The sequence below is a fragment of the Sinorhizobium sp. CCBAU 05631 genome, assembly GCF_002288505.1.
In the GTDB taxonomy this organism is placed as follows: domain Bacteria; phylum Pseudomonadota; class Alphaproteobacteria; order Rhizobiales; family Rhizobiaceae; genus Sinorhizobium; species Sinorhizobium fredii_C.
Genome location: NZ_CP023064.1, coordinates 485,616 through 500,681, shown reverse-complemented (window position 1 = coordinate 500,681; position 15,066 = coordinate 485,616). Strand labels below are relative to the sequence as shown.

At 62.4% G+C, this 15,066-nt stretch carries 12 protein-coding genes; 4 read left to right on the top strand and 8 right to left on the bottom strand.

Features of this window, described 5'->3' with window-relative positions; all coding sequences use genetic code 11:
* Positions 1–69: 69 nt before the first annotated feature.
* Complete coding sequence (locus SS05631_RS21910) at positions 70–510, bottom strand: helix-turn-helix transcriptional regulator (RefSeq protein WP_037419256.1); 441 nt, start codon at positions 508–510, stop codon at positions 70–72.
* 693 nt (positions 511–1,203) lie between these two features.
* Between SS05631_RS21910 and SS05631_RS21900 the strand changes: the two genes are divergently transcribed.
* The 4 genes from SS05631_RS21900 to SS05631_RS21885 all read left to right on the top strand — a co-directional run bounded on the left by SS05631_RS21900 (position 1,204) and on the right by SS05631_RS21885 (position 4,878).
* Positions 1,204–2,223, top strand: coding sequence for a helix-turn-helix domain-containing protein (locus tag SS05631_RS21900; RefSeq protein WP_037419253.1), 1,020 nt, complete (start codon positions 1,204–1,206; stop codon positions 2,221–2,223).
* 192 nt (positions 2,224–2,415) lie between these two features.
* The gene (locus SS05631_RS21895; protein ID WP_037419251.1) at positions 2,416–3,771 is read left to right on the top strand and encodes a TadE/TadG family type IV pilus assembly protein; all 1,356 of its coding nucleotides are present in this window, start codon (positions 2,416–2,418) and stop codon (positions 3,769–3,771) included.
* Positions 3,768–4,298 (top strand): TadE family protein, encoded by a 531-nt coding sequence (locus SS05631_RS21890; RefSeq protein WP_037419249.1) that lies wholly within the window; start codon positions 3,768–3,770, stop codon positions 4,296–4,298. Before SS05631_RS21895 ends, SS05631_RS21890 begins: the two co-directional genes overlap by 4 nt.
* A 10-nt stretch (positions 4,299–4,308) precedes the next feature.
* A complete protein-coding gene (locus SS05631_RS21885) occupies positions 4,309–4,878 on the top strand; it encodes a TadE/TadG family type IV pilus assembly protein (RefSeq protein WP_037419246.1) in 570 nt (189 codons plus the stop codon).
* Between the two features lie 527 nt (positions 4,879–5,405).
* Here SS05631_RS21885 and SS05631_RS21880 read toward each other — a convergent pair.
* The 7 genes from SS05631_RS21880 to SS05631_RS21850 form a co-directional block, all read right to left on the bottom strand.
* Positions 5,406–7,217 carry a HAMP domain-containing methyl-accepting chemotaxis protein gene (locus tag SS05631_RS21880; protein WP_037419245.1) on the bottom strand — a complete coding sequence of 604 codons (1,812 nt, stop codon included), beginning with the start codon at positions 7,215–7,217 and terminating at the stop codon, positions 5,406–5,408.
* A 312-nt stretch (positions 7,218–7,529) separates the two neighbouring features.
* Positions 7,530–8,567, bottom strand: a complete 1,038-nt coding sequence (locus SS05631_RS21875; RefSeq protein WP_037419494.1) for a capsular biosynthesis protein — start codon at positions 8,565–8,567, stop codon at positions 7,530–7,532.
* A 116-nt stretch (positions 8,568–8,683) separates the two neighbouring features.
* Positions 8,684–10,852, bottom strand: a complete 2,169-nt coding sequence (locus SS05631_RS21870; RefSeq protein ID WP_037419243.1) for a glycoside hydrolase — start codon at positions 10,850–10,852, stop codon at positions 8,684–8,686.
* 2 nt (positions 10,853–10,854) lie between these two features.
* Positions 10,855–11,853, bottom strand: coding sequence for a glycosyltransferase (locus tag SS05631_RS21865; protein ID WP_037419241.1), 999 nt, complete (start codon positions 11,851–11,853; stop codon positions 10,855–10,857).
* A gap of 61 nt (positions 11,854–11,914) precedes the next feature.
* On the bottom strand, positions 11,915–12,313 hold the full coding sequence (locus SS05631_RS21860; RefSeq protein WP_037419491.1) for a membrane protein: 399 nt from the start codon (positions 12,311–12,313) through the stop codon (positions 11,915–11,917).
* A 38-nt stretch (positions 12,314–12,351) separates the two neighbouring features.
* Positions 12,352–13,698, bottom strand: a complete 1,347-nt coding sequence (locus tag SS05631_RS21855; protein ID WP_083854042.1) for a glycosyltransferase family 4 protein — start codon at positions 13,696–13,698, stop codon at positions 12,352–12,354.
* A gap of 124 nt (positions 13,699–13,822) precedes the next feature.
* Complete coding sequence (locus SS05631_RS21850) at positions 13,823–15,052, bottom strand: glycosyltransferase family 4 protein (RefSeq protein WP_037419485.1); 1,230 nt, start codon at positions 15,050–15,052, stop codon at positions 13,823–13,825.
* Between the last annotated feature and the right edge of the window lie 14 nt (positions 15,053–15,066).

The following is a 15,066-nucleotide window of genomic DNA, read 5'->3' as shown; positions in this document are numbered from 1 at the left end:
CTGGCGTCACACATCTTCGGTCGCGCGCCGTGCTCGACAATGTCGTGACCGGCCGCGGTGCCGGTAGCGCTATTCCGCTGCTATCGGTGCCTCTTCCACCGTCGGCGCCAAGGCTTTGACGAGTGCCACGATCTTCCGTCGAACCTGCGGATCGCGGAGCCGGGCAAAGGCGCGGTTAAGAGCCACGCCCTCCTCGGTCGCGAGAAACTGCAGCATTTCATCGCTGGAGGTCACCGCGGCGCCATTGTGCTCCAGCCCGTTCGTGCTCTCCGGGCCGCCTTCGAAGAAATAGGACACCGGCACGCTCAGGACCTCGGCAGCCCGCTGAAGGCGGCTCGCCCCGACGCGGTTCAGGCCCTTTTCGTATTTCTGCACCTGCTGGAAACTGACGTCGAGCGCCTCGCCGAGCTTCGTTTGGCTCCAATCCAAAGCCAATCGGCGCAATCGGATGCGGTTGCCCACATGGATGTCGATTGCGCGGGGTTCTTTCTTGTTCGGTCTGGCCTGCATTCGTTCTCGTTCCCACCTTGTTGAGCGTCCTGCGTTCAATGACCCAAGCGCTATAGATTGCCCCGCAGGACACCACGCTCAGTAGAAGCCAGGGCCGGCGGGAGTAGTTTTCAACTTAAAATCACCACTTCCTTGAATATGTCGGACGGCTTACAAAAGACATACGGAAACAACTGCTCCAGTATCCGCATAGCGCAGGGCTTATCCCGATGGCGACGCTTTCCGTCTGCAACGATCCTTCGGGGGGTGAACGTGACGCTCATCACGCGGAGCTGAATGTTCCTTGATTGCCGATTTGGAGTGAGGATGAACCGGCCCCGCGGCGGTCAACTGCGATGGGCGTCGCGTGCCGCGATTGGATCAATACCCACGCGCTGCCGGTCGCTTCATTCCGTCGCCCGCGCCCGCGATCAGTGGGCGAGCGCCGTCCGCGCTTCGATTGTGCCCGCCACCTGTGAATCGCGATGCTCATCCGGCGCCCGCGGTCAATTTCTGCGAAATCCGGCTGCGTTTTTCGCTTTTTGGATAGACGCATACACATAATCGTTTACGCCATAGCTAATATACGGTCTATTTGTACGATAAATGCGGACACGGCGAGTACCCATCAAAGGGAGGTGGCGTGAAGCTGAGACCAAAAAATGTCATTCGAGGCGCCAAGCGGCACGGCGCCCCCGCTTTCTCGGAGCCTAGATGAGGTACGTTCCTCATCGACCCGCCTTCCGCATCGTCAAAGCAGATGCCGACGAAATGTCAGAGCATTATGCAAGGACATTGTCGCCCGCGAAGGTTGAACCCTTGCAAGTCGGCGGGCGTATCTCGGTCGAGGATCGCCACTATTCTGCCGGGCCGTTCAGCATCTGGGCGGGCATGTGCCATTCGGGCATGAAAGTCACATTCTCGCGACCGTCCGATGCCTTTGTGCTCTACCTGCCGCATTCGAGCGCCATGGAGATCGATGTCGGCCGCAAACGCCTTCTATCGACACCCGGCACGGCCATGGTCGGCAATATGGCGCAGTTCGAAAAGCTGACGATTCACGAGAACCGCGGCCATATCGGCATCGCGTTCGAAAAATCAGCGATGGTCGGCCAGCTGAGCCAGCTCCTCGATGCCCCGGTTCTCGGAGATATCGACCTTTGCGCGACTCTGGAAACCGACTCGGCGGTCGGCTCCAGGCTCGCAGCTCTCGGACGCCTGCTCTGGGATTGTTTCGACGGCGAAGACCGGGTGTCAACGACGGCGGCCACACATCTTTTCCAGGCAGCAATGGTCATGATCCTCGAATCGGTTCCTCACAACTACAGCGCGCGATTGCACAAACCAATGTCACCCGCCATGCCGCGAAATCTGAAACGGGCGATCGAATACATGGTTGCCAATATCGCCGAGCCCATGAGCGTCGCCGAAATCGCCCGGGAGGCCGGCACGAGCGTGCGTGCCCTGCAAACGGCCTTCCAGCAATTCAAGAGTACGACGCCCTTGAATTTTCTGCGCCAGATGCGGCTTGAAGGTGTTCGCAAGACCCTTTCCGACAGTACCAATGCGCTCTCGATCGCGCAGGTGGCGCGCGCCTGGGGCTTCACCCATATGGGGCGGTTTTCCGCGGTCTACCATGACGCCTTCGGCCAGACACCGTCCGAAACGGCCAAGCTCCATAGCCGGCGCGGCGCCGGCGTGGCGTCGTCACGATCGACCGACAGCAACCGCTGACCGCCGAGCGGCTCCCGGCGAGCCCGCCCATCTCAGTCATCGGCCGGGGCCGTTCTGACCGCCCGCATTGTTTTCCTGCGCAATCCGGATAGGCGCGCGCCAATCGGCCAGCCGCAGACGGCGCTAATTTACTCACGAATAATATTTCGAAAGCACGATCGGCCCGCGTGGTAACGGAGCTGGTCATTTAACATGCGTTTCGATTTCGGCTTATTCCGTCAGCTGATCACCGGCCGAATGGCAAACATTATCCGCGACAAGGGCGGCAATGTCGCGCTGACGGTCGCAATCTGCATGGTTCCCATGCTTCTCGCCGTCGGCGCCGGGCTCGACTATACGCGCGCCTACAACATTCAGAGCAGAATGCAATCCGACCTCGACGCGGCGCTGGTGGCCGCCATCAAGGAGATCGACGACTACGACGAGGACGCGATCGTCGACAAGATCAAGGAATGGTTCGACGCCCAGTCCGAGAAGCAGAATGCCACCTATGACCTGACGGACATCAAGGTCGACAAGACCGGTCACACGATAACCGCTTCGGCGAGTGGGACGGTGCCGACGACGGTGATGACGCTGGCGGACATCAAGACCGTTCCGGTCGGCGTCGTCAGCGCCATCGAGGGGCCGGCCACATCTCACCTCGAAGTCTACATTGTCATCGACAAGTCGCCGTCGATGCTGCTTGCGGCGACGAGCGAAGACCAGGCAATGCTGCGGGCCGACAAGAATATCAGCTGCGAGTTCGCCTGCCACGACACGAAGGATCCGGTAAAGAAGAACGGCTCCGTCATCGCATCGACCTACTACAACTACATTAAGAGCCTTGGTGTAAAGCTCCGAACAGACGTGGCGCTCGACGCCGTCGAAGAGGTGCTCGACATGGTCGACGCGGCGGACGAGGACCATGCGAGGATTAAGGTCGGGCTCTACAGTCTCGGCGAAACAATTGCCGAGGTTCTCGAGCCGACCTATTCGACCAGCACGGCGCGGAAGAAGCTGTCCGACGATAGCAGCGGGCTGACGAGCGCCACGTCCACCTCGACGACCGATTTCAAGACGTCACTGAAGGCTCTTCAGAAAAAGGTCGGTACAGCCGGAGATGGCACGTCGGCGGCTTCGCCACTAAAGCTCGTTCTTTTGCTTACCGATGGCGTTCAGTCGAATCGCGATTGGGTTATCAAATGGAGCGGGAAATATTGGGGCCGAGTTACGCCGGTGAACCCGGACTGGTGCGACTACCTCAAAGACAACGACGCAACCATGGCCGTTCTCTACACGGAATATCTCGCGATCCCGGCAGACTGGGGCTACAACGCAACTCTCGCCAAATCGATGGGCAATAGTGATTGGACATCAACATGGGGCGGCACGCTGCATAGCGGTGTGAGCAGCAGCACCACTCGGCACGACTATATCCCGATCGCGCTGCAGGACTGCGCCTCCTCGTCCGACCTCTTCATCTCCGCCGCCTCGGAAGACGAGATCACCGCCGGCCTTTCCACCCTTTTCAACCAATATCTGACCTCGGTACGGCTGACCCAATGACAAGCCGTTCGAAGATAACGCTTCTGCGCCGGCTGCTGCGCGACAGGTCGGGTGTCGCCGCCATTGAATTCGCGCTGCTCGCGCTGCCGCTGTTCACCATCATTTTCGGGATTCTCGAATGTGCGGCGATGTTCTTCATCGACACGGCCCTCGATGCGGCGGTTCACAAGGCCGCTCGCTTGATCAGAACGGGTCAGGCGACTGCAGAGAACATGAGCCTCACCGGCTTCAAGACGGAGGTCTGCGGCAACCTGCTCTATGTGCTCGACTGCGAAGACAAGCTGCTGGTGGCCGTCGACACGCTCACCGACACCTCCTCTTCCGGCGCGATGAAGGCGATCAACAGCAGCGGCGCCGTCGCGATCACCGAAGGCTTCGAAATCGGCAAGGGCAGCGACTACGTGATGGTCCAGGCTTTCCTTCCGTGGAAGCCGATCGTCAGTCTCTATTCGCTTTCGAGCTCCACGCTCGCGGACGGCAGCTATCTGATGGGCGCCGCCGTCCTGCTGCGCAACGAACCGTTCTGAGGATGCCCGCATGAGACCGATCGCCAAGAGAACAGTCGCCCTTCTGCGGCATTGCCTGCGGAACCGCGACGGAGCTTCCGCGATCGAATTCGCCTTCCTCTTTCCGATCCTGCTGCTGCTGCTCGCCGGACTGGTCGATCTCGGCCAAGGCCTAACGGTTCGAAGGAAGATCAATCAGATCGCTTCGACGAGCAGCGAGATCATCGCCATGCAAAGCAGTTGGACGGAGGCGAGCGTCGAATCGATCCTCGACGGCGTCAGCACCATCGTGCAACCCTATGAAACCGACGAACTTACGGTCCTCCTTTGCGTTCTCGACATCGACAGCGACGGCAAGGCGACCGTGAACTGGTCTGCCGCCTACGGCACGACAGCCCTCTCTTCAGGGCAGGACTCGCCCGTCGAGGTGCCGGAGGATTTGCGAATCGAGGGCGTGCAACTGGTGGTGACTCGGGTCCAATACAAGCTGGATACGATCTTCTCCGGCCTTTTCGAGAGTTTCACGGGCGGCGGCTCTTACGAATACGACCAGCATTTCTTCATCCGGCCGCGAAACGGCAACACGATCACCCACAGTTAACGGCCATGCAGGCCTTGGCTCTCGTCGTAACGCCTCGAGTTCCTTGAAAAGTGCAACTGTTCCGAGCGCCGGCGGAAAAGATGCTAGTAATCGCTACAGTTTTTGAGGCCACAATACTGACACAGTCTAGACATGTTTGCGCCAAGCGTTTGTCTCGGTGCAGTTATTCGCACGAAATAACATATATAACGAAAGATTACATCCTGTTGTTGATTGCCGACTATGCGCCTCGTGCAGTCGGCAGCCGCGCCGCGCTATTTTGCGTGAAGCGTATACCCTCTTCGCAATGCGGATATGGATATCACCTGGAAACGGTAGCCTAGCGCCGGCCGGTCCGCTTACACTCCTTCTCGTGGGTGCAGGGCAGCCTTGGGCATGATGCCCTGGGTATCGTGCCAGCGGCTTGGCTTGCCGCTGGCACGTGCCGCCTCCGGCCGCACGTTTGCGGAGCCTCTCTTCCTTTTAAGCTTCGAACGTTCGCGCCGACTCAACGATAACGATCTTCCCGGCCCGCAGCCCCAACGCGATCAGGCAACGCGGCGGAGCGGCCCGGCATTGGCCTTCACCTGAAACCGTCCGGCAATCCGGTCGAGATCAAGCACCTCCTCGCTGAGGGTGCGGCAGGCGGCATTCGTCTCTTGGACCATGGCTGCGTTTTGCTGCGTGACCTGGTCCATCTGCTGCAGAGCGGCATTGATGCCGTCGAGGGCGGAGGACTGCTCGTCGGCCGCGGTGACGATCGCGCCGATCAGGCCGCTTACCTGCTGCATATGTCCTTCGATGCCCGTCAGTGCCGAACCGGTCTGGTTGACGAGTTCGACACCGTCGGCAACCTCGCGGGCCGAAGTTTCGATCAGCTGCTTGATTTCCCTGGCGGCGGCGGCCGAGCGGCTGGCAAGTTCCCGCACCTCCTGCGCGACGACCGCAAATCCCTTGCCGGCTTCGCCGGCGCGGGCCGCCTCGACGCCAGCATTCAAGGCCAGCAGGTTGGTCTGGAAGGCGATCTCGTCGATGACATTGAGGATCTGCCGGATGCGCGACGAGGAGCCGGCGATCCGTTCCATGGCGGCGACCGCATCGCGGACGACGGCCGCAGAGCGTTCCGCGCCGTCCTTTGCCGTTCGCATCACCTGGCTTGCTTCCCTTGCGCGTTCCAGCGAGGTCCGCACCGTGGCGGTGATCTCGTCACAGGCGGCGGCGGTCTGCTCCAGCGACGCAGCCTGATGCTCGGTGCGCTTTGCCAGATCGTCGGTGGCGCTGGCGATCTCCGACGAACCGGAGCGCAGCCGCCCGGTCGCCTGGAGCACGCCGGAAATCGCTTCGGCAAGCTGCGCGACGCTGCCGTTGAATTCGCTGCGGAGCCGGTCGAACTCCGGGGCGAAGCCGGCGTCGATCTGCGCCGTGAGATCGCCGGACGACAGGCGACCCAGTCCCCCGCTGAGCTGATCGATGACGGTGAGCCTGTCCTTTTCCTCCGCCGCCCGTTGCTCGCGGAGCGCCGTCTCTTGCTCGTCCCGGCGGCGGCGTTCCTCTTCGGCACGCTCTCTTATGCTGCGGCGCTCGATCGCCGCCACGCGGAACACGGCGACCGATTTCGCTACCGCGCCGATCTCGTCCGCGCGATCCGAAAACGGCACCGCCAGGCTGTAATCGCCGCCGGCGAGCGTCTCCATATAGGACGACATCGCCGCCAGCGGCTGGACCGCACGGCGACGGAGATACCAGAGGCCGGCGGCAAGCAGCAGGACCGAGATCGCCGAACTAGCCGTTGCCGCCAAGGACAGGCGGTGCGTATCCACGGCTGCAACTGCTTCCTCGCCCGCCTGGAAGGCGACAGCCATCTGCACCAGTTCGTTCACGGCAACTTCGTGGTGGTGGAAGCTGTCCTTCAAGGCGCTCAGTGCCTGACCCGCGCCGGCAAGGTCGTTTGCCTGCAGCGCCGGCAGGAACCGCTTGCCCATCACCTGCCAGAAGAGGTCGGCCCTGGCGAGTACCTCGTCTTCCAGCTTCTTCACCAGCGCCTCCGGCGCCGATGAAGACTTCCAATAGACCCGCCGCTCGTCATAGGCGCGCTTCAGCGCGGCAAGCTTTTCCTGGTTTTTGGCGGCAAGCTCCGGGCTGGAGATCGCCTCCATTGCGAGCATGTAGGATTCCACCGTGTAGAGCGGCGGCGGAAGGATGTCGGCAACCAGATCCTTGCCGTAGACGATCTGGTCATAGACCGGCCCGTTCACCCTGAGCTTGTCGAAGGCGTATGTCTTGATGCCGATCGAGACCAACAGTCCGGCCGCAATGATTCCGCCGAACACAATCATCCCGCGTGCAATGTTGAGTTTCATATGTCTGCCCCTATATGCCTGCCCCTCAGGGGAACCCCTCGCAAAAAATGCATAAATCAACGATCCTGTTGCCGTAAAATTTATGCGGCACGCGTGAAAAGTGTCTCGCAGCGCGCGAGTGCTCTCGGTGCAAAACTCTTCTGTCGCAGGTACAATATGCCAGCGCCACAATAATTAGTTGCATTCCATGATTGCGGAATGGTTAAGAACGCAACAGGGGTGGATTAAATCGATACAAAGTTGCGCAAAGCGGATACTGCCCGACCATTTGCGCCTGTCGGAGGCACCCGGGTTGGGGGCACCGACCGAGTGTTACAGCGACCTTTGCACGTCTAATGACACGCGGCGCTGTAGGAGGTCCATTGCGGCAAAAACATCCATGGGCCGCCAATCTGCCGGGTTGCGATAGCTTGGATAGAGCCCGAGGGCGGCAGCGGTGATTTGGTCGACCGTTGGCCTCGCCAGTGCACGGCGGGCCAAGGCGAATTCGGCCGCGGGGCTCACCCGATCCTCCGTCAACCCCCATCCGCCGTAAAAGGGCACTGCGTAGCAGCGCACCGGCAACCCCCTCAACAGCGCATCAAAGCCGACCTGGCTGGAAACGGTCCAAACCTCGTCGACGACATCGAGGATCGAGGCGACCGACACCTTGTCGCCGAGCAGGATGACGCCGGGAGTCCTGGATGCGCGTTCCGTGATGTAGCCCTTGCGATAGCCCGCCATCACGTCCGGATGGGTCCTGACGACGCATTGCGCGCCGCTCGTCAGCGCGTCGTCCAGCATGCGGTCGAACGAGCGGCGGCTGCCGAGTGCGCGCCCCACCGAGACATCGCCGAAGACCTGGTCGACGAGGAGAATGCGCCGCCGGCTGCACGGCTCGATCGACGGTGGGCGATGCGGCAGATTGTTGTATTTGGAGAGCCTGTATTCAACCATCCGCTCGCGGATGCGCCGGCCGAACCCGTCATGCCGGCCGCCCGCCGCCTCGGCAATCAGCAGCTCGAGCCGCGAAGCCCGGCCGCCGTCGACGGGCAGCGCCAGGTCGTCGGCAATGATCGAGACCGGTGCGTCTCCGTCCTTGCCCAAACCGACCGAACGCAGGAAGCCGTCCTCGAGGTGCCAGTGCGGCAGCCGCCGCGCGCGGGCGACCGCCATCGCTGTCCTTGCGGGGATACGCCCCCCCCAGGAGACGACGCCCTCGATCCCAGGCGACAGCGTCGAGGCGAGCGGCTGGCCACTGAAATAACGTCCGAGCCAGGGAAAGGCCTGACGTACGAAGAACGTCGCACCCAAACGGCTGCGTGGCTCCGGCCACCAGGTCTTGCCGCCGATCTCGGGCAAGCTATCCATCGCTTCGAACACTCCATGCATCCACGGCCGATGCGCATCGTTCGACCGCCTTCCGATCACGGACCAAAATCAGGTTGAGCCGGGAAATGCAATCGCTAACTCGGTGCGCGACGAACTCAGCCGTCGTCGAGCTCCAGAAGAAAATAAGTCGTCGGCCCATGGGGCGTATCGTTCGACAGGCGGAAGGCGACCGGACCCGCACCGCTGCGCACCGGCGGATAAACGGTGCCGTCCAGGCCGACCGGAGATATCCTCCATTTGGCCTTTCTCTCCAGCGCCAGATCGACATTGCCCTTGCGGATCAGCACAGGCAGGCTGCCGAAATCCTCGATGACTTTCTCCTCGCTGTCTCTGAAGATCATGCCGCTGTTCTGGGCGTCCGTCGCAAAGATCAGCAGCATGCGGCGGCTTTGCGCGAGCGAAGGCTGGCGATCGATCGCCGCAAGGGCGACGAGCCCGTCTCCATCCGCCTGCTCGATGCGGAGAACGCCGAGATCGATCGGCTCGCGCAGCGAGGAGAATGCCGCCGCCTCGGTTGCCGGCGTTGAGACCCGCAACTGCCCGGCTCGGCGATCAAGCCGTATCTGGCCGGTGTCGCTCCCATGGAGGCCCGCTTCCGTATCGGTCTGATTGTCGCGAGCCAGCGAGCCGCTGTCGCGAAGCGCCGTCAGTATTTCCTCTGCTCCCTCCGTGCGCGGCTGCGCGACACCGACACGGTCGTCGATGCTGTCGGCAGGAACGAGGCCGATGCCGGCGGTCAAGGCGAGCTCGGTGAGGCGCTCCGGCTCGCGCGCCTGCATATCCTCGCCAAGATCCTCCTCGCCGCGCACCGCAAACGGAATGGTGAGGCCGGAGGTCGCCACATCGCCGCGCCGGTAAAGAAGGGCCGCCAGCGTTTCGCCGGCCCGCGCCACCGGATCGAGCGCGATCGCATAGGGGAGCATCGCCCGCTTGTGCGGATAGGGCTCGCCATAGGCAAGCACGATCGGCCCATGGCCGTGCCGGCAAAGCACGTCCCAGCCCTGCAGCGACGCATAGGCCGGCATGACGAGGCCCGCCTCGTAGCGATAGCGGTTCCAGAACAGGTGGTCGTACTCGCTGACGATGAAGGGCTTTCCGATCCAGCGCGCCGCTGCGATCATCCTGAAGTAGTTGGCGCCGTCGGCAATGGAACTCACCTGCAGGAGGGCGCTGCCCGGTGCATAGCCTCCGACCCAGTCGTGATAGGTGTTCATGGTCACCGCTTCGAGATCGCGCCGGCTCAGCGCAGTCTGGACTGTGGGCCAATTGTTGTAGGTGCTGATCAGGCCCCTATAGCCGAGATCGCGCAGCATCTGGCTCATCCGGGTGGCCGATGCCCGCTCCAGTTCGGTGAAGAATGCCTGCAGATCACGCATGCGGGGGCTGTCGGCGTAGCGATCGGGCGGCAGCCTTACGGTGCCCGTCTCCAGCCGTTCGTCGTCGCCAAGCTCTCCCCAGGCCTGCGTGAGTTCGTCGGTCGAGGCGTAGCGCTTCACGAGCCACCGGTTGAAGGGTGCGACAAGGGCCTCGTCATAAGCGGGTGCGCCCGGGCGCTCATGCACGACGCTGTCGAACTCGATGCCGTTCTCGTTGGCGAGGATCACCAGCGCCAGGGCATCGTCGCGAATGGGCGCGACGCCGGTATAGGGATTGACCCGCGCCAGGAACGTCTCCTGCAGCGTCTTCCAATGGGCGAAGGCCTCCTCATCCAAGTGCAGACGCAGCTTGAGATCGCCATTTGCCTCCCAACGGTCGTCATGACCGCCATAGGCTCCGCGCGGCGAAGAAAGCCCGTCGATGATCCAGTGGATGCCGTTTCGCTTCAGCGCCGCGAGCAGGTAGTGGATGCGGTCGAGGGTCTCCGGATCGAAGGCGAAATCCTTCTGCCGGCCGAACATCAGGCTCGCGTCGGTAAAATGCAGCCGGGCGATGTTGTAGCCGTGAAGCGCCAGCTGCCGTGCGTAGCGTTCCGCACCCTCGTGATCGGGAAAGCCGCCGGAGGCTGGGCTCCAGGCGAGCGAGGCGCAGAGCATCCGCAGCGGCTTTTCCGGAGATGCCGCATGCGCCAGCCGCCCGCCCTCCCCGGCGACGAGCCGGTGATCCGCGTCGATCACGCCGTTGGGCAGAAAGGTGGAAAAGTCGAGCGGACTGCCCTGTTGGACTTCCAGCGAAACGTCACGCACTGGCACCCATTGGTCGGAGGCCTTCGCCGGCGGCGTGAAGCAGCCGAGGAAGATCGCCGCAGCAGTGAGCAGTAAACGCATCGTCAAGCCGGTTTCCCGAGGATTCTGCTCTCGATCGGGTCGCCCGGCTGTCGGCGGCTTCTGAGCATTCCGACGGGCAGCGCCGCCGCGTGGAAGAACCAGGCGACGACCGTGTAGAGTCCCATGCTTAGGCTGCGTTTCTTGACGCTTGCCATGGCAACGACACTGGCAACCGTGGCGAGCACCGCAGCGATTGCGACGAGCTTGTCCGGCAAGAAGACGATCAATGCAAGGCAGAACAGCCACCAAAGATGCACGAGCCCCCAAAGCCTGAGTTCCGGCAGTTCGCGCAGAAGCTGGAGGAAATAGGGTTTGCCGAGCGAAGCGCGCAGGAGCTCGCCGATACCGTAGAGATATTTGCTTTTCCAGCGGCGCACGAGCAGCCGGTAGGAGTTGACCGTGTGACCGAAGTGCTGGACGAAGCGCCGATCAAGCCGGTAAAGGCCCCAGCCGGCGCTTCTCAGCCGGATGCCGAGATCGAACTCCTCATAGCCGTGCAGGTTTCGGTCCGACAAGTAGCCGACATCCTCGATGGCGCTACGCCGGTAGAGCCCGCCGCCATTCATCCGGTCGATCGGCCCCGTCCGGTTTTCTGGAGCGTTGCGTTTGACGCGCCGCGCAAATTCCAGGTTCGAGACGTGCATCTCCTCGACGTGTCCGGTCACGCCCGCGATCGCCGGGTGGTCTTCGAGGAAGCCGACGGCCTCGTCGAGAAAGTCCGCATCCAGCAGCATGTCGCCGTCGATGAGGCAGATATAGTCGTGACGCGAATGCTGAAAGCCGAGCTGTGGGCCTATGCCGCAACTTGGACGCGCCGGCGGTGTGATCTGCGCAATGACTGTCGGATATCGGGCGGCGATCTCGATCGTGGAGTCAGACGATCCGCTGTCCGCGACAATGACTTCGCCGCCCCGGCGCTCAAGCGCTGTCAAGGCGCTCTCGATCGTCGCGGCGACGCGCTTTTCTTCATTCAAGGTCTTGATAATGACGGATATTGCCAAGATGGCCCCCAGGCAGGGTGCGCCGTGCTTTTGCTCGCCACACCCATGCGGTCTAAATGCACTAAGCGGAACTTTCTACCTGCGATGGTTTGAGTTTTGGTTTACTTCGCCAATCCCGCAATTGCCGTCCGCAGCGAGCGGCGTACCGGGCCGCACCGGCGCCGCATCCTCCGCCCGCCAGCTTGACCGCAAGATCCGTCACGCGCGCGTGGCGATCGGCCGATAGCATCTGCAGCAATTCAAAGCCGACAGCCGCTCCAAGCACCAGGCCGAGGACAAGGGCAATGCGCTGCGGATAGGCGGCGGCGAAGAGGAAGCCGATCAGCCCATAGGCACCGAACCGCTCGAGGTGGACCCACGTGCCGATATGCGGACGCATGGCGATCGGCGACAGCGTCGAAAAGGCGATCAGCGCCAAAAGGAACCACGCGAGGATCGCGGCCGCGCGCCTGAAGTTCATGATCGCTTTCTTGCGATCGTCCCGGCGCATGGCGGAGGTCATCTTGCCAGCGCCCGATAAACCGAAAGGGTTTTCTGCGCGACGCTCGCCCAGCTATGGGTCGCTTCCACATGGGCGATCTGAGTTCGGACCGCATCGTCGGTCGGCGGATTTGCTATTTTTTTGGCGAGGGCGGCGGCAAGGGCGTCGGTATCGCCCAGCGGAAAATAATCGTCGGGAGCGAGGGCAAGTTCGCGGTTGGCGACGATGTCGCTGGCGAGCACCGGCAAGCCATGGGCCAACGCCTCCAGGAGGGCGATCGGCATGCCTTCGTGGCTCGAGGGGAGGACGAAAAGAGCCGCATTGGCGAAGAGTTCGGCCAGCCTGTGGCCAGACTGGAAGCCCGTCAGGACAACGCCGGGCACGCCTTCAGCCATCGCCCTCACCTTAGCCGCATAGGGCGTTTCGAATTCGGCGCTCCCCGCCAGGACGAGTTTGACGCCGGTATCGCCGAGACTCGCGAAGGCCCGGATGAGGTCGGTCTGGCGTTTTTCCGGAACGAGCCGCGCCGCAAGCAGAATGTAACGGCGGCGCGTCAGGCCGAACTCGTCGAGAATGCCCGTTCCGCCGCGCCACGGCGATATAGCGACGCCGTTCGGGACAAGGGCCACCGGAACCCCGTAACGCTCGCCCATCGTCTCCACGATTTCCTTGGAAATGGCGATACGCCCATGCGCAAGCCGCATGCCCATGCGTTCCCCGAGCTTGAGCATGCGCTTGGCGAAGCTGCTCCATTTCTGCCGGTCGTAATCATACCCGTGATGGGTGACCACCACCTTCAGGCCCAGGAGCCGCGCGAGGGGAACCAGCAATGCCGGGCCAATCGCATGAATATGCAGTACGTCCGGCCGGCGCAGCGCCGCGAAACAGACGCCGAAAAAGGTGTGGACGATCGCCTCCAGCGCCATCGATCGCGGTGCCCAGAGCGGGAAGACGCGAATTCCGCTCCAGGAATAGGAAGCGGTCTTGGGGAGATATCGCCGCCGCCCGATGACATCGACGCCCCAGCCAAGGGCCACCAGCCTGGTGGAGAGCATCTCGACATGCTTTTCCACGCCGCCCTGCACGTCGGGTATCCCACGCAGGCCAAGCATCATCACGCGCGGATGCGCGGCCGTCGTCTCAATGGACCGGTGAAAACCGTCAAGTTCGTCCCGGGACAGTGCGGTGCCTGAGCCGGAGAATGGCCCCTCGAGCAACGCGGCCGTCGCAAGTGCCGGCGCGTCGACGGCGAGCAGCTTTTCGGGAAGAGGCCCCTCGCCGCCGCGAGCGGTGTTGACCGGGGTCGCCGAACCCCTCGTCTGCTGCGGAGCATGATCCCGCGAGACTGCCGTCTGACTGCTCATGGTTGTCTTGCCCCGGAAGTTCCCTTTCGGCAGCTTTTACGTGCAGAACACTTTCGCCGGGCGTAAGAAGATCGCTAAAGTTTTACGAGACTGGCCGGAAATCGGTCGCCGGACCTTGCTCAGCCTATGCAGCACCGAGCGACGCGTAGAGGTCGAGGGTCCTCGTCCGATAGGCCGCGGCCGAGTATTCTCTGGAGATCCAGGATCGGCCCTCCGCGCCCATGCGTGCGCGTGCGTGAGGCGAAAGCGCCGCCATTTCGCTGAGCGCCCGTGCAAGGTCCTCTGGCTTTCCGGAGGCGGCAAGCAGCCCCGTCTCGCCTTCCCTGACCATCTCCGGAATCCCACCGATCGCCGCGCCGATGACCGGCCGCTGCAGCGCATAGGTCTCGAGAAGGCTGATCGGCGCATTCTCGTACCATTCGGAAGGAAGCACGAGGGCGCAAGATTGGCCGATGAGCCGGTGCAGCTTCTCGCCTGAAAGATAGCCGGCGAATGTCACGTCTGCGCCGAGGTCGGCCGCCAGCTGGCGAAGGCTCGCCTCTTCCGGCCCGGTTCCGGCAACGATCAGCCGCTCTCCCGAAAGAGCTATCGCCCTGATCAGGGTCGCCAGTCCCTTTTCCGGCGCCAGGCGACCGGCGAAGACAAAATAGTCGGCCTCCTGCCAATCGGTCCGAAAGGTGGACACATCGACGAAATTGGCTATGTGGACCATCTTTTCGCGCGGCCAGCCCCATTCGGCGAGCTTGTCCAGGTAAAAGCGGCTCGGTACGACGAGCCGATCCACCTTGTCGCGATAAAGGCCGAGCAGCCGGTGCAGCATCGTTTCCGCCAGTACCACGGCGCTCAACGGGACTGAGTCCTTGACGCAGCGATGGCGAAGCACGTTATAGATTTTCCCGCCGCGACAATCTTCGCAGACTTTGCCATGCCGCAGCATCTTGTAGGAGGGGCAGGCGAGCTTCAGATCGTGAACCGTCATGACCACCGGGATGCCGGCGGATTTCAAGGTAGAGAAGATCGCCGGCGACAGATGGTGATAGACATTGTGGGCATGGGCGATCGCGGGGCGGCTCTGGCCGATCAGCCGGCGGATGTTGCGTTGGGCTTCGAGCGAATAGATGACGCTCGCCGCTTGAACCGCCTTGCGCAGCAGCCCCGTCTTCCGGCCGTATTCAATTTCGGAGACGAAATAGTCCGACCAGGGCGTTTGCTCGTTGAGATCGTGGCGCATGGCGAACGGTACGACGTCCCAGCCGAGCTCGTCGAACATCGCCATATGATCGAAGAACACCGCCTCGGCTCCACCGCGGCGGTAAAAGTAGTTGTTGATCGCCAGCAGGCGCTTCCCGGCTATGCCATGCTCAGGCA